General features: G+C 64.3%; 16 protein-coding genes and 2 tRNA genes. 3 read left to right on the forward strand and 15 right to left on the reverse strand.

The genetic code is table 11. From position 1 onward, the window contains the following. The 10 genes from BIS11_RS01640 to rlmE all read right to left on the reverse strand — a co-directional run. Positions 1-248, reverse strand: a 248-nt coding sequence (locus BIS11_RS01640) for a NusA N-terminal domain-containing protein (protein WP_301286399.1), incomplete at its 3' end; no start/stop codon positions are given. A 66-nt stretch (positions 249-314) separates the two neighbouring features. Further along, positions 315-776, reverse strand: a complete 462-nt coding sequence (gene rimP, locus BIS11_RS01645) for a ribosome maturation factor RimP (protein ID WP_227389799.1) — start codon at positions 774-776, stop codon at positions 315-317. 320 nt (positions 777-1,096) lie between these two features. Next, a tRNA-Met gene (locus tag BIS11_RS01650) sits at positions 1,097-1,173 on the reverse strand. Between the two features lie 109 nt (positions 1,174-1,282). Next, positions 1,283-1,369 (reverse strand) — tRNA-Leu (locus tag BIS11_RS01655). 35 nt (positions 1,370-1,404) lie between these two features. Further along, the gene (secG, locus tag BIS11_RS01660; RefSeq protein WP_227389800.1) at positions 1,405-1,764 is read right to left on the reverse strand and encodes a preprotein translocase subunit SecG; all 360 of its coding nucleotides are present in this window, start codon (positions 1,762-1,764) and stop codon (positions 1,405-1,407) included. Positions 1,765-1,768: 4 nt separating this feature from the next. Next, entirely contained in the window at positions 1,769-2,518 is a 750-nt protein-coding gene (gene tpiA / locus BIS11_RS01665) for a triose-phosphate isomerase (protein WP_253421894.1), read from the reverse strand. 91 nt (positions 2,519-2,609) lie between these two features. Then, positions 2,610-3,959, reverse strand: coding sequence for a phosphoglucosamine mutase (gene glmM, locus BIS11_RS01670; protein WP_253421891.1), 1,350 nt, complete (start codon positions 3,957-3,959; stop codon positions 2,610-2,612). Continuing rightward, entirely contained in the window at positions 3,956-4,771 is an 816-nt protein-coding gene (gene folP, locus BIS11_RS01675) for a dihydropteroate synthase (RefSeq protein ID WP_253421906.1), read from the reverse strand. Before folP ends, glmM begins: the two co-directional genes overlap by 4 nt. 191 nt (positions 4,772-4,962) lie before the next feature. Further along, entirely contained in the window at positions 4,963-6,957 is a 1,995-nt protein-coding gene (ftsH, locus tag BIS11_RS01680) for an ATP-dependent zinc metalloprotease FtsH (RefSeq protein WP_253421888.1), read from the reverse strand. Positions 6,958-7,183: 226 nt separating this feature from the next. Beyond that, positions 7,184-7,831: a 23S rRNA (uridine(2552)-2'-O)-methyltransferase RlmE gene (gene rlmE, locus BIS11_RS01685; RefSeq protein WP_253421884.1), complete on the reverse strand. Its 648-nt coding sequence runs from the start codon at positions 7,829-7,831 to the stop codon at positions 7,184-7,186. Positions 7,832-7,951: 120 nt separating this feature from the next. Here rlmE and yhbY point away from each other — a divergent pair, with 120 nt between their 5' ends. Then, positions 7,952-8,278: a ribosome assembly RNA-binding protein YhbY gene (gene yhbY, locus BIS11_RS01690; protein WP_227389805.1), complete on the forward strand. Its 327-nt coding sequence runs from the start codon at positions 7,952-7,954 to the stop codon at positions 8,276-8,278. 95 nt (positions 8,279-8,373) lie between these two features. Here the strand turns inward: yhbY and greA are convergent, their stop codons facing one another. The 3 genes from greA to carA are packed head-to-tail and all read right to left on the reverse strand — an operon-like array spanning position 8,374 to position 13,283. Beyond that, the gene (gene greA / locus BIS11_RS01695) at positions 8,374-8,850 is read right to left on the reverse strand and encodes a transcription elongation factor GreA (RefSeq protein WP_227389806.1); all 477 of its coding nucleotides are present in this window, start codon (positions 8,848-8,850) and stop codon (positions 8,374-8,376) included. Then, positions 8,847-12,077 carry a carbamoyl-phosphate synthase large subunit gene (carB, locus tag BIS11_RS01700; RefSeq protein WP_253421881.1) on the reverse strand — a complete coding sequence of 1,077 codons (3,231 nt, stop codon included), beginning with the start codon at positions 12,075-12,077 and terminating at the stop codon, positions 8,847-8,849. Before carB ends, greA begins: the two co-directional genes overlap by 4 nt. Positions 12,078-12,137: 60 nt before the next feature. Next, on the reverse strand, positions 12,138-13,283 hold the full coding sequence (carA, locus tag BIS11_RS01705; protein WP_253421903.1) for a glutamine-hydrolyzing carbamoyl-phosphate synthase small subunit: 1,146 nt from the start codon (positions 13,281-13,283) through the stop codon (positions 12,138-12,140). A 28-nt stretch (positions 13,284-13,311) separates the two neighbouring features. On the opposite strand from carA, the gene BIS11_RS01710 reads away from it, so the two are divergent. Then, on the forward strand, positions 13,312-13,599 hold the full coding sequence (locus BIS11_RS01710) for a hypothetical protein (protein WP_253585681.1): 288 nt from the start codon (positions 13,312-13,314) through the stop codon (positions 13,597-13,599). A gap of 10 nt (positions 13,600-13,609) precedes the next feature. On the opposite strand, the gene dapB is transcribed toward BIS11_RS01710, so the two are convergent. Both dapB and BIS11_RS01720 read right to left on the reverse strand, forming a co-directional pair. Then, entirely contained in the window at positions 13,610-14,422 is an 813-nt protein-coding gene (gene dapB / locus BIS11_RS01715) for a 4-hydroxy-tetrahydrodipicolinate reductase (RefSeq protein WP_253421873.1), read from the reverse strand. 78 nt (positions 14,423-14,500) lie between these two features. Continuing rightward, positions 14,501-14,791, reverse strand: coding sequence for a DUF2218 domain-containing protein (locus tag BIS11_RS01720; protein WP_253421867.1), 291 nt, complete (start codon positions 14,789-14,791; stop codon positions 14,501-14,503). Positions 14,792-15,047: 256 nt separating this feature from the next. Here BIS11_RS01720 and BIS11_RS01725 point away from each other — a divergent pair. Beyond that, positions 15,048-15,796: ABC transporter substrate-binding protein (locus BIS11_RS01725; RefSeq protein ID WP_253585682.1), on the forward strand; the 749-nt coding region annotated here is incomplete at its 3' end.

A 15,796-nucleotide genomic window follows, 5' to 3' on the forward strand; every position in this document is an offset into this window, starting at 1 on the left:
GCGATGGTCTGCTTGATCTCGTAGTCCGGGGTCTCGAACTCGTCGTCCTCGACCACCGTCCAGTAGCGGAAGGTGTCGTAGTCGCCGGTGCGACGGTCGATGTGCACGCGCACGTTGGCTTCCTCGTGCTCGAAGCGCTTGCGCGAGGCGCTGGCCAGCGCCGCTTCGACCGCCTCGAAGATCACGTCGCGTGAAACGCCCTTTTCGTTGGAGATCGTGTCAACGACCATCAAGATTTCTTTACTCATGCGTATGCCTCGCCAGTAAACCTGTCCTTTTGTGCCTCGCCCCAGCCGTTGGGGGCCGCGCTTTTTTTAATCGTCGAACCGCGGGACAATCTGTGCAGCGTCGATGCTTTCGATCGGGAAGCAGTACTCCTCGCCGTCGATCTGAAGCAGCACCTCGTCGCCCTCGACGCCCGCGAGCAGGCCCTGAAACTTGCGACGCCCGTCGAAGGCGGTACGCAGCTTGAGCGCCACATCGTGGCCCTGGTAGCGGGTGAAATGATCGAGGGTATAGAGAGGCCGTGCCATGCCCGGCGACGAGACTTCCAGGCGGTACTCGCCGGGAATGGGGTCTTCGACATCCATCACCGCGCTGACCTGGCGGCTGATGTCGGCGCAGTCTTCGACGCTCACGCCGCTTTCACGCTCGATGTAGATCACCAGACGCGAGTGCTTGCCCTGGGAAAGGTGGTCGATGCCCCATAGCTCGAAACCCATGGCAGCAACGACAGGCTCGATCAGCGCGTGCAGCGCTGCATGTTTCGTGGCCACAAACGAAGCTCCTATAGCCGTTGCATCAGGCACCTGGCCAGGAGTCATGAGGAAAGCTAGGTGGCTGATTGACGTTACCTGAAAATGTGCGCCCGATGAGGCTTGCGCCGCTATCGAGACACGCTTGGCTCGCAAAAAGCTGCTTCGGTCGTCAGTGCGTTCTTCGCTCGAGGCGATACGCGACTAACAAAAAGCCCCTTCACAGGAAGGGGCTTTTCAAAAGAAACCTGTAGGTCCATCTCGACAAGCCGGTGTTGTGTTCTTGCCAGCATTTCGATCGAAATCGAAACTCGAGCTGCGCATACACCGTTTGTAGAAGATGGTAGCGGGGACCGGATTTGAACCGATGACCTTCGGGTTATGAGCCCGACGAGCTACCAGACTGCTCCACCCCGCATCAATCTAGGTGGACGATAATAGCCACTCAACCAACTTTCGTCAAGGGCTCTTTTCGTCTCAGGTGCCAATCCTGAACTCTGGGACGCAGATCGAAATCTGCTTCAGAATGGTGCCGAAGGCGGGACTTGAACCCGCACGACCGTAAGGTCACTACCCCCTCAAGATAGCGTGTCTACCAATTCCACCACTTCGGCATCAGGGGAGGCTAAACGAAAGCGGCGTCAATCACTTACTCGCCGTTTCCCTCTAGCACTGGCGCTGCATTATCCACACTATCGGACCCTTCGTCAAGCGTTGGAACACTTTGTTGTTGCTCGATCACGCGCGCGTCCGGAATACCGGCCTCCGGCGCCTGACCGGCCTGGGTCGCGAAGTAGGCCAACGTCAGGGAGGTGACGAAGAAACCCGCCGCCAGCACGCCGGTGGTGCGCGACAGGAAGTTGCCGCTGCCGCGCGAACCGAACACGGTCTGCGAGGCGCCGCCGCCGAAGGAGGCACCGGCATCGGCACCCTTGCCCTGCTGAAGCAGGATAAGTACCACGAGCGCGATCGCGATGACCACGTGAACCATCAATATTGCAACTTGCATGACGTTATCCTGCTGACTGACAAATGGCTAAGAAATCGTCGGTTTTGAGCGAAGCGCCGCCCACCAAACCGCCGTCGATATCCGGCTTTGCAAGAAGCTCGGCGGCATTGCCGGCGTTCATGCTTCCACCGTAGAGAAGTACCATCCCCTCGGCGAGGGTCGTATCCAGGCGCGCGAGGTAGCCGCGAATGCCGGCCATCACCTCCTGGGCCTGCTCGGGCGTCGCCGTGCGCCCGGTGCCGATCGCCCAGACGGGCTCATAAGCGATCACCAGGCGCTGACGCGCCGATTGCGCCAGCGGCGAGAGCACTGCCTCGACCTGGGCGAGCACCACGTCCATGGTGCGCCCGGCCTCGCGCTCTTCGAGCGTCTCGCCCACGCACAGAATCGGCGTGAGATCGTTCTCGAGCGCGGTCTTGGCCCGGGCCAGCACGTCGGCATCGGTCTCGCCGTAGAGGGCGCGGCGCTCGGAGTGCCCCACCAGCACGTAGGTGACACCGAACTCGCCGAGCATCGACGCGCTCACCTCGCCGGTATGAGCACCGGAGGCTTCGGGATTCAACGTCTGCGCACCCAGCTTGAGCGGCGTGGACTCGAACGCCCGCCGGGCGGCATCCAGGTAGGGAAACGGCACGATCATCGCCACCTCCACCCGGTCCGCCAGGGCGGGGGGCGCAAAGGCGCTTGCGAACGCGTCCAGCAGCGCCTTGGAACCGTTCATCTTCCAGTTACCGGCAATCAGGGGTGTGCGCATTCAGTATCCTCTCTCAAGGTGGAGCGAAATGGTATAGGAGCGGCCTTGTCAAGACAACCGCTGTCAACATGACCGTCAGGGCTCGCACCGCCTAGGGCAAAAGCGCCTCGACGCGCTGGGCGAGCCCCTCGGCCAGGGCCTGGACATCGAGATGGGCACGGCCTTCGACCATCACGCGAATCAAGGGCTCGGTACCGGATGGGCGCAAGAGCACTCGCCCCTGGTCGCCGAGCGTGGCTTCGAGCTCGCCGACCGCCTCATCGAGCGCCGGCGCGGCCATCACCTTTCGTGCATCGGTGCCGGCGGGCAGGCGCACGTTGACCAGCGCCTGGGGCACCTTCTCGAACCCCTTGAGCAGCGCCGCCAGCGTCTGCTGCTCGCGCATCATCAAGGCCAGCACCTGAAGCGCCGACACGATGCCGTCGCCGGTGGTCTGCACGTGGGCGCAGACGATATGTCCGGAGGACTCGCCGCCGAGCTCCCAGCCGTGGGCAGCCATCTTCTCCATCACGAAGCGATCGCCCACCTTGGCGCGCTCGAAGGGAATACCGAGCGTTGATAGCGCCATGGCCAGGCCGAAGTTGCTCATCTGGGTGCCGACCACTCCGCCTTCCAGCAGGCCACGGTCGAAGCGGTCGCGAGCGATCAGGTAGAGAATGTCGTCACCGTCGACCTCGCGGCCATCGGCGTCGACCAGCAGCACCCGGTCACCGTCACCGTCGAAGGCGATGCCGATATCCGCGCCCTGCTGGATCACCGCCGCGCGCAGCGCCGCCGGATGGGTGGAGCCCACTTGCTGGTTGATGTTGAGCCCGTTGGGGGCGGCGCCGATCACGCTCACCTCGGCGCCCAGTTCGCGAAACACGCTCGGGGCGATGTGGTAGGTCGCGCCGTGGGCGCAGTCGAGCACCACCGAGAGTCCGTGAAGGCTGAGCCGATCCGGCAGCGTCGACTTGCAGAACTCGATATAGCGACCGGCGGCGTCGTCGATCCGCGTGGCCTTGCCGAGATGGGCGGCCGCCACGGTCTCGAGCGGCGCATCCAGCATGGCCTCGATCCGGTCCTCGAACTCGTCGGGAAGCTTTCGGCCCTCGGCGGAGAAGAACTTGATGCCGTTGTCCTCGAACGGGTTGTGCGAGGCGGAGATGACGATACCGGCATCGGCGCGGAAGGTGCGCGTGAGATACGCGATACCCGGCGTCGGCATGGGACCCAGAAGCGACACGTCGACCCCGGCGGCAGAAAGGCCCGCCTCGAGGGCGGATTCGAACATGTAGCCCGAAATGCGCGTGTCCTTGCCGATCAGCACGCGGGTGCGGCCCTTCTCGCGGCGCAGCACCTGCCCTGCCGCCCAGCCGAGCTTGAGCATGAAGTCGGCGGTGATAGGCACCTCGCCCACCGTGCCGCGAATGCCGTCGGTACCGAAATAGCGTCGTGTCATGATAAGGATTCCTTGTGGGTCGACGGCTCGCAGCCTTCCTGGAGGACCGCCCAGGCCATGGTAACGGCATCCACGGTCGCGCCGACATCATGCACGCGTACTATTTTCGCCCCTCGCTCCACCGCCAGCGCCGAGAGCGCCAGCCCTCCGGGCAGACGCTCCTCGACCGGCCGCCCCAGCACCTTGCCGATCATGCTCTTGCGCGACATGCCGACCAGAAGCGGCAAGCCCAGCGCGTCGAGCGAACGCATCCGGTTGAGAAGGCGCAGGTTGTGCTCGACGCTCTTGCCGAAACCGAAGCCCGGGTCGAGCAACAGCTGATGACGGCCGATCCCGGCCGCCTTGCAGGCGCTCACCCGCGCGGCGAGGTAGTCGGCGACTGCCTGCTCGACGGGCACGTCATAGTGCGGGGCGTGCTGCATGTCCCGGGGCTCGCCCTGGCGATGCATCAGGCACACCGGCAGACAGCTTTCCGCCGCCGCGGCGAGCGCACCGTCGCGCTCGAGACCACGCACGTCGTTGATCATGCTCGCCCCGCGCGCGGCGGACTCGCGCATCACCCGCGCGCTGCTGGTATCCACCGATACCAGGGCGTCGAGCTCGCGTACCAGCGCCTCGACCACCGGCGCGACGCGGTCCAGCTCCTGCTGCTCCGGCACGGCATCGGCGCCGGGACGGGTCGACTCGCCGCCGACATCGATCACCGCCGCGCCCTCGGCGAGCATCTGCTCGGCGCGGCGCAGCGCGTCGTCCAGCGCCACGTGGCGGCCGCCGTCGGAAAAGGAGTCGGGAGTGACGTTCAATATCCCCATCACGCGAGGAAAGGAGAGATCGAGCCGGTGGCGGCCGCACTGCAGGAAAGGAGCGTGGCTCGGGGCCTGCTCGGGGTCAACGGTTGAGGTCATGGGACAGCCTGATGAATGAAAACGTGGAGGCTAATTGACCCATAGCATAACAAAAAAGGCGCCCCAGGGTGGGGCGCCTTCGTGGCGAGATGCCTGGCTCAAGGCCCGGCCGGCCCGCCGAGCGGGTCCGAGGGGCGACGGCGCGGTTCGTCGTCGTCTTCCTCGTCGTCACCGGGCTCGCCTACCTCCGCGTCGTCGCGCTTCGGCTCGACCTTGTCGCCGCCGATGGGCGTACCGCCGCCGGAGGAGTCGCCGTCGTTCCAGCCTTCCGGCGGGCGCGGGTCCTTGCCTTCCATGATGTCCTTGAGCTGCAGCGCATCGATGGTCTCGTACTTCATCAGCGCTTCGGTCATGGCATCGAGCTTGTCGCGGTTGTCGTGCAGGATCTGGCGCGCCTGCTCGTAGCACTCGTCGATGATCTTGCGCACTTCCTTGTCCAGGCGCGAGGTGGTCTCGCCGGACTTCAACTTGCCGCCGCCCTGGCCCGGGCCGCCGAGGAACTGGTGGGACTCGTCCTCGTCGTACATGATCGGCCCCATCTCGTCGGACAGGCCCCACTTGGCGACCATGTTGTGGGCAAGTTCCGTGGCCCGCTTGATGTCGTTCGAGGCACCGGTGGTCACGCCGTTGGGGCCGAGCGTCATCTCCTCGGCGATACGGCCGCCGAACAGCGAGCAGATCTGGCTCAGGATCTGCTGGCGCGACAGGCTGTAGCGATCCTCTTCCGGCAGGAACATGGTCACGCCGAGTGCGCGTCCGCGCGGAATGATCGTCACCTTGTAGACCGGGTCGTGCTCCGGCATGACCAGACCGATGATCGCGTGGCCGGCTTCGTGGTAGGCGGTGTTGAGCTTCTCCTTGTCGGTCATGACCATGGATTTGCGCTCGGCGCCCATCATGATCTTGTCCTTGGCGAGCTCGAGCTCCTCCATGCCGACCAGGCGCTTGTTGCGCCGCGCGGCAAAGAGAGCGGCCTCGTTGACCAGGTTGGCCAGGTCCGCCCCGGAGAACCCGGGCGTACCACGGGCGATGATCACCGGCTTGACGTCCTCGGCCAGCGGCACCTTGCGCAAGTGCACGCCGAGGATGTGCTCACGGCCACGGATGTCGGGCAGGCCCACGGTGACCTGACGGTCGAAGCGGCCCGGGCGCAGGAGCGCCGGGTCGAGCACGTCCGGGCGGTTGGTCGCGGCGATGACGATGATGCCTTCGTTGGCCTCGAAGCCATCCATCTCGACCAGCAGCTGGTTCAGCGTCTGCTCGCGTTCGTCGTTGCCGCCGCCCATGCCGGCGCCGCGCGAACGACCCACGGCATCGATCTCATCGATGAAGATGATGCAGGGCGCCTGCTTCTTGGCCTGTTCGAACATGTCGCGCACGCGCGAGGCGCCGACACCCACGAACATCTCGACGAAGTCGGAGCCGGAAATCGAGAAGAACGGCACCTTCGCCTCACCGGCGATGGATTTCGCCAGCAGCGTCTTGCCGGTACCCGGCGGGCCCACCATCAGTACGCCACGCGGGATGGTGCCGCCCAGACGCTGGAACTTGGTCGGGTCACGCAGGAAGTCGACCAGCTCCTCGACCTCCTCTTTCGCCTCGTCGCAGCCGGCGACGTCGGCGAAGGTGGTCTTGATCTGATCCTGGGAAAGCAGCTTGGCCTTGGACTTGCCGAAACTCATCGGCCCACCCTTGCCGCCGCCGGCCCCGCCCTGCATCTGGCGCATGAAGAACATGAAGATGGCCAGGATCAACAGGATCGGGAAACTCGCGATCAGCAGTCGCGTCCAGATGCTCTGCTGCTCCGGCTCCTTGCCGACGACGGTGACGTTGTTGCTCAGAAGGTCATCCATCAGCTTCGGGTCTTCCGCCGCCGGCCGAATGGTCTGGAACTGCGAACCGTCGGTGCGCTCACCGGAAATGGTGTAGCCGTCGATGGTGACGCTACGAACCTGTTGATTTTGCACCTGCTGCACGAACTGGGAGTAGTTGGTGGACTGCGGTGCGCTTTCCGTACTGAAATTGTTGAACACTGTCAGCAGCACGGCCGCGATGACCAACCACAGGATCAGGTTCTTCGCCATATCGTTCAAGGGGCTACCCTCATTACAAGAATCCGTCAGTTAACCGTCGATACTCAGACCTTACACTAGAGCACTCCGTTCAACCATTGCCAAAGCACGTTTGACTTTGGGCCATCAATGCCATATACGCGTTCACCAGGGTGGCAGGCGCTGCGCCCGCCGGGGCGGTGATCGCTTTACTATTGTTTCGGTGCATCGTTTCGGTGCATCTTCTATCGGTACGGCTTTGCACGGGTCATCCGCGAAACCCCTGAGCCAGGAAATAGACCTCGCGGGAGCGTGCGCGCGAGGCGCCGGGCTTGCGCGTCACCACGCGGTCGAACGACCCTTTCAGCTCCTTGAGATAGGCATCGAACCCTTCGCCCTGGAACACCTTGGCGAGAAACGTGCCGCCCTTGGGCAGGGTTTCCCGGGCAAGCTCGAGAGCGAGCTCGACCAGATACATCGCCTGGGGCTGGTCGATGGCGGCCATGCCACTCATATTGGGGGCCATGTCCGACATCACAAGGTCCACCTGCCGATCACCGAGCGTTTCCAAGATCGCGTTCAGCACGCTCTCTTCGGTGAAATCGCCCTGGATGAAATCGACCCCGGCCAGCGCGTCCATCTCGAGGATGTCCGAGGCGATCACCACGCCGTCGATGCCGACCTTCTCGGCGGCGACCTGGCTCCAGCCGCCGGGGGCGGCGCCGAGATCGATCACCGTCATGCCGGGGCGAAACAGCTTGTCCTTCTCGTCGAGCTCCAGGAGCTTGTAGCTTGCCCGGGAGCGATAGCCGTCCTGCCAGCGCTGCTTGACGTACTGGTCGTCGAAGTGCTCTTTCATCCAGCTGGCGCTGGTCTTGCTGACGGCGTGCTTGCGGCCTGGGGGCTTTTGCTGCATGGGGTGTCTGTCTGGCGTGAAGGCATGGATGTCGGAAACGACCGGGCGGGACGCTTTCACTCGACGACGTTTCGCCGTAAGATGGAGCGTTAAGCGCAAACCGGGATACCGCAAGATACCATGAGCTTGTCACAGGCACAAAAGAAAGCATTTCGCAGCATCGGCCACCATCTGAACCCGGTGGTGACGGTCTCCGAGAACGGCATTTCCGAGACGCTGCTCGCCGAGCTCGGCCGGGCGCTGAACGACCATGAGCTGATCAAGGTCAAGCTGGCCTTGCCCGAGCGCGACGACCGCGCGGCGATGATCCAGGAGCTGGTCAACGACAGCGGCGCGGAACTCGTCCAGACCATCGGCAAGATGGCGCTGCTGTATCGCAGAAACCCCAGCGCCAACCCCAAGCTTTCCAACATCAGCCGCTTCGAGAACCACCACGGCCGGCACTGAGCGCCGCGCTCGACGCCGCTGGCAGCGCGTCGAAAGCCTCGAAACGACAAAAGCCCGGGAGGAGACTCCCGGGCTTTTTTTGACCTGCCTGACGGCTAGAGGTGCTCGACGCTCTCGATCTCGTACTCGACGTCGCCACCCGGGGTCTTGACCACCACCACGTCGCCCTCTTCCTTGCCGATCAGCGCGCGGGCGATGGGAGAGGTGACCGAGATGCGCCCGGCCTTGATGTCGGCTTCGTCCTCGCCGACGATCTTGTAGGTCACTTCGGCGTCGCTATCCAGGTTCAGAAGCGACACCGTCACCCCGAAGATCACCTTGCCGGTCTTCGGCAGCTTGGTCACGTCGATCACCTGGGCGCCGGAGAGCTTGCTCTCGATCTCCTGGATACGCCCTTCGATGAAGCCCTGCTGCTCGCGAGCGGCGTGGTACTCGGCGTTCTCCTTGAGATCACCGTGCTCCCGCGCCTCGGCGATGGCTGCAATCACCGTGGGGCGCGCTTCGCCCTTGAGGTGATTGAGCTCTTCGCGAAGGCTTTGCTCGCCCGCGACGGTCATCGGGACCTTGTTCATTGACTTGCTCCTGCATGCAGATCCTGAAGGCGCCGCACCGTGATCTCCCGGCCGTACTCCAGCGCCATGCAAACGGCATTGGCACCCGCCAAGGTGGTCGCATAGGGCACCTTGCGCGCGAGGGCAGTACGGCGAATGATCGAAGAGTCGTTGATGGCTTGACGACCTTCGGTGGTATTCACGATATAGGCGATCTCGTCGTTCTTGAGCGAATCGACGATATGGGGGCGGCCTTCGTAGACTTTATTGACGTGCTCCACCGCGAGGCCAGCGGCTTCCAGGGCCGCTGCCGTGCCGCGAGTGGCACATAGCGTGAAGCCCAATGTTAGCAGAGAACGCGCGACTTCGATAATCCCCGCCTTGTCCGGCTCGCGCACCGACAAAAACGCCTTGCGCGGGCCATCGAGGGCCGGAATCGCCTCGCCGGCGCCGAGCTGCGCCTTGTAGAACGCCTCGGCGAAGGTGTCGCCGGAGCCCATCACCTCACCGGTGGACTTCATCTCCGGCGAGAGGATCGGGTCGACTCCCTGGAACTTGTTGAACGGGAACACCGCCTCCTTGACGCTGTAGAAGTGCGGCACGATCTCGCGCTCGAAGCCTTGCGCGGCGAGCGTGGTGCCGGCCATGCAGCGCGCCGCCACCTGGGCGAGCGACGTGCCGATGCACTTGGAGACGAAGGGCACGGTGCGCGAGGCGCGCGGGTTGACCTCGATGACGTAGATCTCGCCGTCCTGCCAGGCGAGCTGCACGTTCATCAGGCCCTTCACGCCGAGCTCGACCGCCATGCGCTTGACCTGGTCACGCATCTCGTCCTGCACATCCAAAGGCAGCGAATAAGGCGGCAGCGCACAGGCGGAGTCGCCGGAGTGGACGCCGGCCTGCTCGACGTGCTGCATGATGCCGCCGATCACCACCTGCTCACCGTCGGAGACCGCGTCGATGTCGACCTCGACCGCCGCGCTCAGGAAGTGATCCAAGAGCACCGGCGAGTCGTTGGAGACCTTCACCGCATTGGTCATGTAGTTCTCGAGTTCGGAGGCGTCGTAGACGATCTCCATGGCCCGACCGCCGAGCACGTAGCTCGGGCGCACCACCAGCGGGTAGCCGATGGTCTCGGCCTTGGCGAAGGCCTCGTCGAAGCTTCTCGCCGTCGCGTTGGGCGGCTGCTTGAGACCCAGCTTGTCGATCATCTGCTGGAAGCGCTCGCGGTCCTCGGCGCGGTCGATGGCGTCCGGGGTGGTGCCGATGATCGGCACGCCGGCGGCTTCGAGCTCGCGGGCGAGCTTGAGCGGGGTCTGGCCGCCGAACTGGACGATCACGCCGACCGGCTTCTCCTTGTCGGCGATCTCGAGCACGTCCTCGAGAGTCACCGGCTCGAAGTAGAGACGATCCGAGGTGTCGTAGTCGGTGGAAACGGTTTCCGGGTTGCAGTTGACCATGATGGTTTCATAACCGTCGTCGCGCATGGCGAAGGCGGCGTGAACGCAGCAGTAGTCGAACTCGATGCCCTGGCCGATGCGGTTCGGCCCGCCGCCGAGCACCATGATCTTCTGACGATCGGAAACGTCCGCCTCGCACTCCTCCTCGTAGGTGGAGTACATGTAGGCGGTGCTGGAGGCGAACTCGGCGGCACAGGTGTCGACCCGCTTGTAGACCGGGCGAATGCCGGCTTTCTGGCGCGTCTGGCGGAACTCCTTTTCCGAGACGCCTAGGAGCTTCGAGAGGCGCGCGTCGCCGAAGCCCTTGCGCTTCAGGCGGTAGAGCTCCTGGGCGGTGAAGTCGGAAAGCTTGCGCTCGGCGACCGCCTTCTCGGTCAGCACCAGGTCCTCGAGCTGAACGAGGAACCAGCGGTCGATGTTGGTCAGCGCGAAGACGTCGTCCACGCTCATGCCGCTGCGCATGGCGTCGGCAACAAAAAAGATGCGCTCGGCGCCGGCGGCCTGCAGCTCGCCCTTGATCAGCGCCATGTTGTCGTCGCTGAAGTCGGTGACGATCGGGTCGAGCCCGTCGTTGCCGGTCTCCATGCCGCGCAGCGCCTTCTGCAGCGATTCCTGGAAGGTGCGGCCGATCGCCATCACCTCGCCCACCGACTTCATCTGGGTGGTCAGGCGGTCGTTGGCCTGGGGGAACTTCTCGAAGGTGAAGCGTGGAATCTTGGTGACGACGTAGTCGATCGACGGCTCGAAGGAGGCCGGGGTCGCGCCGCCGGTGATGTCGTTCTGCAGCTCGTCCAGGGTGTAGCCGACAGCCAGTTTCGCGGCGATCTTGGCGATCGGGAAACCCGTCGCCTTGGAGGCCAGGGCCGAGGAGCGCGACACCCGCGGGTTCATCTCGATGACGACCAGGCGCCCGGTTTTCGGGTCCATGCCGAACTGGACGTTGGAGCCGCCGGTCTCGACGCCGATCTCGCGCAGCACCGCCAAGGAGGCGTCGCGCATGATCTGGTACTCCTTGTCCGTCAGCGTCTGCGCCGGCGCCACGGTGATGGAGTCGCCGGTGTGCACGCCCATCGGGTCGAAGTTCTCGATCGCGCAGACGATGATGCAGTTGTCGTTCCTGTCCCGAACGACCTCCATCTCGTACTCCTTCCAGCCCAGAAGCGATTCGTCGATCAGAAGCTCGTGGTTGTTGGAGAGCTCGAAGCCGCGGGTGCAGATCTCCTCGAACTCCTCCTTGTTGTAGGCCACGCCCCCGCCGGAGCCGCCCATGGTATAGGAGGGCCGGATGATGGTCGGGAAACCGAGCTCCGCCTGGATCTCCCAGGCCTCGTCCATGGTGTGGGCGACCTTCGCCTTCGGGCACTCGAGACCGATGCGCTTCATGGCCTGGTCGAACAGGTCGCGGTCTTCGGCCATGTTGATGGCGTCGGCGTTGGCGCCGATCATCTCGACACCGTGCTTTTCGAGCACGCCGTGCTTTTCGAGATCGAGCGCGCAGTTGAGCGCGGTCTGGCCGCCCATGGTGGGCAGGATGGCGTCGGGCTTCTCCGCCTCGATGATCTTCTCCACCGCCTGCCAGGTGATCGGCTCGATGTAGGTGGCGTCCGCCATGGCCGGGTCGGTCATGATGGTGGCCGGGTTGGAGTTCACCAGTACGACGCGAAAGCCCTCCTCGCGCAGCGCCTTGCACGCCTGGGCGCCGGAGTAGTCGAATTCGCAGGCCTGGCCGATGACGATGGGGCCGGCGCCAATGATGAGAATGGTGTTGATATCGGTACGCTTGGGCATAACGGTTCCCGCAAGATGAGTGACGATGGGCTCGATTGAACGTTTACAGCACCTGACGAATCAGCGGCGCGCCTGCATCATTGAAATGAAGCGGTCGAACAGCGGCGACACGTCCTTCGGGCCCGGGCTCGCCTCCGGATGGCCCTGGAAGCTGAACGCCGGGCGGTCGGTGCGCTCGATGCCCTGCAGCGTGCCGTCGAACAGCGAGCGGTGCGTGGCGCGCAGGTTCGCGGGCAGCGTCGCCTCGTCCGCGGCGAAGCCGTGGTTCTGGCTCGTGATCATCACCGTGCCGGTGTCGAGATCCTGCACCGGGTGGTTGGCGCCGTGGTGGCCGTGGCTCATCTTCACGGTCTTGGCACCGCTTGCCAGCGCCAGCAGCTGGTGGCCCAGGCAGATGCCGAACACCGGGGTGTCGGTCTCGAGCACTTGCTGGATCGCCTTGATGGCGTAGTCGCAGGGCTCCGGGTCGCCGGGGCCGTTGGCCAGGAACACGCCGTCCGGGTTCATCGCCAGCACTTCATGTGCCGGGGTCTGCGCCGGCACCACCGTCAGGCGGCAGCCGCGGGCGGCCAGCATGCGCAGGATGTTGAACTTCACCCCGTAATCGAAGGCCACCACGTGGTAAGGGCGCTCGCCCTGGGTGGTATCAGCGTAGCCCGCGCCCAGGGTCCACTCGCCTTCGCTCCACTCATAGGCCTCTTTACAGGAGACCTCCTTGGCCAGATCCATGCCCTTGAGCCCCGGGAATGCCCGCGCCGCTGCCAGCGCCCGCTCGACGGCGTCGTCGCCTTGCGCCTCGGCGCCTGCCAGGATCGCGCCGTTCTGCGCGCCCTTGTCGCGCAGAATGCGCGTAAGCCTTCGAGTGTCGATATCGGCGATGCCCAGCACGTTCTGGCTTTCGAGATACTCACTGAGACTCTGCTGGCTGCGAAAGCTGCTCGCCATCAGCGGCAGATCGCGAATCACCAGGCCGGCGGCGGCGATGGAGGCGGACTCCACGTCCTCGGCGTTGATGCCGGTGTTGCCGATGTGCGGGTAGGTGAGGGTGACGATCTGGCGGGTGTAGGAGGGGTCGGTGAGGATTTCCTGGTAGCCGGTCATGGCCGTATTGAACACCACCTCCCCGCTCGTGACGCCTTCGGCGCCGATGGCGATACCGTGGAACACGCTGCCATCTTCCAGGGCCAATATCGCGGGTTTGCTCAATGCGGGGTTATTCAAGGCAAGTTCTCCCATGCTGGTGGGAGCCTGTGGGCGCAGGCTCGGCGATCCGGTGTCGGCGTTTGCGGGCAAACGTCGGGTCGTAAAAAAGCGGGACGAAGCCGACAAGAAAAATCGGTTTCATCCCGCTTGTTGTTCTCTTCCGTGGCAATGCCATGGTGAAGCGTCAGTGGTGGCGTCGAACAGGGCCGGTGCAACAAGCGAAGCGCTTTCGCCGTCTTTTGCTACCTCACACACCACCACCCGGCCAAAATTTTTGGAATGTTACAGCATTCCGACGCATCAGGCCAGCCCGCCATGACGAATCATGCTTAGTCCTGAGTCAGGCCCAGCACGTCCTGCATGTCGAAACGCCCGGCCTTCTGGCTCGACACCCAGCGCGCGGCGCGCACCGCGCCCTTGGCAAAGGTCATGCGGCTGGACGCCTTGTGGGTGATCTCGATGCGCTCGCCTTCGGTGGCGAACATCACCGTGTGCTCGCCGACGATGTCGCCGGCGCGCACGGTGGCGAAACCGATCTCGGTGTCGCTGCGCGGCCCGCACTGGCCGACACGTTCGAACACGCCGTGCTCCTTGAGGGTGCGCCCGAGCGCGTCCGCGACCACTTCGCCCATCTTGATGGCGGTGCCGGAGGGCGCATCGACCTTGTGGCGATGGTGGGCTTCGATCACCTCGATGTCGTAGCCCTCGTCGCCCAGCGCCCGGGCGGCGGTTTCCAGAAGCTTGAGCGTGAGATTCACGCCCACGCTCATGTTGGGGGCGAAGACCATCGGCACCCGGTCGCGGTAACCATCGAGGGCCTCGAGCTCGGCATCGCTCATGCCGGTGGTGCCGATCACGATCGCCTTGCCGTGCTCGGCGCAGAAGGCGAGATTGGCAAGCGTCACTTGCGGCGCGGTGAAGTCGATCAGCACGTCGAAGTCGTCCTTGATCGCCTCAAGAGAGTCCACGGCGGCCACGCCGCTCTTGCCGGTACCGGCCAGCTCGCCGATGTCGGCACCGGCCAGCGAACTACCCGGCTCGACGATGCCGCCAGCAAGCGTGGCGGTCTCGTCCTGGTTCACGGCGCTGACCAGGGTACGGCCCATGCGCCCGGCCACGCCCACGATGGCTACTCGAGTCATGCGATCTCCTAGAGGGCGCCTTTGGCGGCCCGTGTCAGTGAAAGGCCGCGAGTATACCAGAGGCGGCGAAGGCCGAGCTCAGTTCTCCCAGACGATCTCGAGGGTCTCGTCCTTGGCGGCCATGCGCACCAGGTGGCTTTCGACCACACCCTCGAGCTGATCGAGGGCCTCTTGGTCAAGCGTCTCAATCGAGACCGAAAGCTTGTCCGCCTCGGCGTGCAGCAGGCAGGTGCCCTTCTCGTCGGGAAAGACGATTCTGGCGTCCTGGTCGGTGTACTCGACCTCGAGCTTGTGCGACCAGTGCTTGCACAGGCGATTGATCAGGCGCGAGCCCGATTCGGTGGCGATATCGGCGCGAGAAATCGGCATGAAGACTCTCCTTGATGAGGCATGAGTAATATAGACGTTACACATTAGCGCATACGCCTTGGGCAGCACCATGCGGGCAGGCCGCAACGCGATGTTTCACATCGAGCAACGCTGCGTTGCGTGACGCTCGACAGCCCTGTTTCATTGCAGGATAATGCACCCTGTAAATGCGAATCATACACAGTCAATGGCACCGCCGACCACCCGTGGGCACTGTCACCGCCCCGCCTTTTTCTGAGCCAAGACGGATACGTTCATGATCTCCCTTTCTACCCGCTTGCTGGCGAGCCTCGCCGCTCTGAGCGCCCCGCTCGTCTTCGCCGATGGCATCACCGTGGTGGACGTCGCCGGCCGTGAAGTCACCCTCGATGCGCCCGCCGAGCGCGTCATCCTCGGCGAAGGCCGCCAGATCTACCTCCTGGGCCTGCTCGAGCCCGAAGCGCCCTTCACCCATGTGGTGGGCTGGCGCGAAGACTTTTCCCAGGCGGACCCGGACAACTACGCCCGCTACGCCGAGCGCTTCCCCGAGATGGCACAGATTCCTACCTTCGGCGGCTTCAAGGACGGCACCTTCGACGTGGAGCAGGCGGCGGCGCTCTCGCCGGACGTGATCTTCATGAACCTGGAAGCCCGGGCGGCCACCGAGGACGCCGCCTACGACGACAAGCTCGCGAGCCTCGGTATCCCCATCGTCTACGTCGACTTTCGCGAAGACCCGATCACCCACACCATCCCCTCGATGCGCCTGATGGGCCAGATCATGGGTGACGAGGAGGCCGCCCAGGCGTTCATCGATTTCGCCGAGCAAGAACTCGCCCGGGTGACGGAGGTGATCGAGCGCGAAGACCCGGAGCGCCCGAGCGTGTTCATCGACCGCGCCGGCGGCTACTCCGACGAGTGCTGCATGAGTTTCGGCCCCGGCAACTTCGGCGAGTACGTCGAACTCGCCGGCGGCACCAACATCGCCGACGGCATCATTCCCGGCAGCTTCGGCACGCTCAACCC

Source organism: Halomonas sp. 707D4, from assembly GCF_024158685.1.
Lineage (GTDB): Bacteria > Pseudomonadota > Gammaproteobacteria > Pseudomonadales > Halomonadaceae > Vreelandella.

Bases quoted from the DNA above. Each gene is read 5' to 3' on its own strand.
- BIS11_RS01720 (WP_253421867.1), bottom strand. From the start codon at position 14,791: ATGCCGATTTCTCGCGCCGATATCGCCACCGAATCGGGCTCGCGCCTG.
- carB (WP_253421881.1), bottom strand. From the start codon at position 12,077: ATGCCCAAGCGTACCGATATCAACACCATTCTCATCATTGGCGCCGGC.
- secG (WP_227389800.1), bottom strand. From the start codon at position 1,764: ATGCAAGTTGCAATATTGATGGTTCACGTGGTCATCGCGATCGCGCTC.
- greA (WP_227389806.1), bottom strand. From the start codon at position 8,850: ATGAACAAGGTCCCGATGACCGTCGCGGGCGAGCAAAGCCTTCGCGAA.
- folP (WP_253421906.1), bottom strand. From the start codon at position 4,771: ATGGGGATATTGAACGTCACTCCCGACTCCTTTTCCGACGGCGGCCGC.
- glmM (WP_253421891.1), bottom strand. From the start codon at position 3,959: ATGACACGACGCTATTTCGGTACCGACGGCATTCGCGGCACGGTGGGC.
- yhbY (WP_227389805.1), top strand. From the start codon at position 7,952: ATGAGCTTGTCACAGGCACAAAAGAAAGCATTTCGCAGCATCGGCCAC.
- tpiA (WP_253421894.1), bottom strand. From the start codon at position 2,518: ATGCGCACACCCCTGATTGCCGGTAACTGGAAGATGAACGGTTCCAAG.
- rlmE (WP_253421884.1), bottom strand. From the start codon at position 7,831: ATGCAGCAAAAGCCCCCAGGCCGCAAGCACGCCGTCAGCAAGACCAGC.
- BIS11_RS01710 (WP_253585681.1), top strand. From the start codon at position 13,312: ATGCTGGTGGGAGCCTGTGGGCGCAGGCTCGGCGATCCGGTGTCGGCG.
- dapB (WP_253421873.1), bottom strand. From the start codon at position 14,422: ATGACTCGAGTAGCCATCGTGGGCGTGGCCGGGCGCATGGGCCGTACC.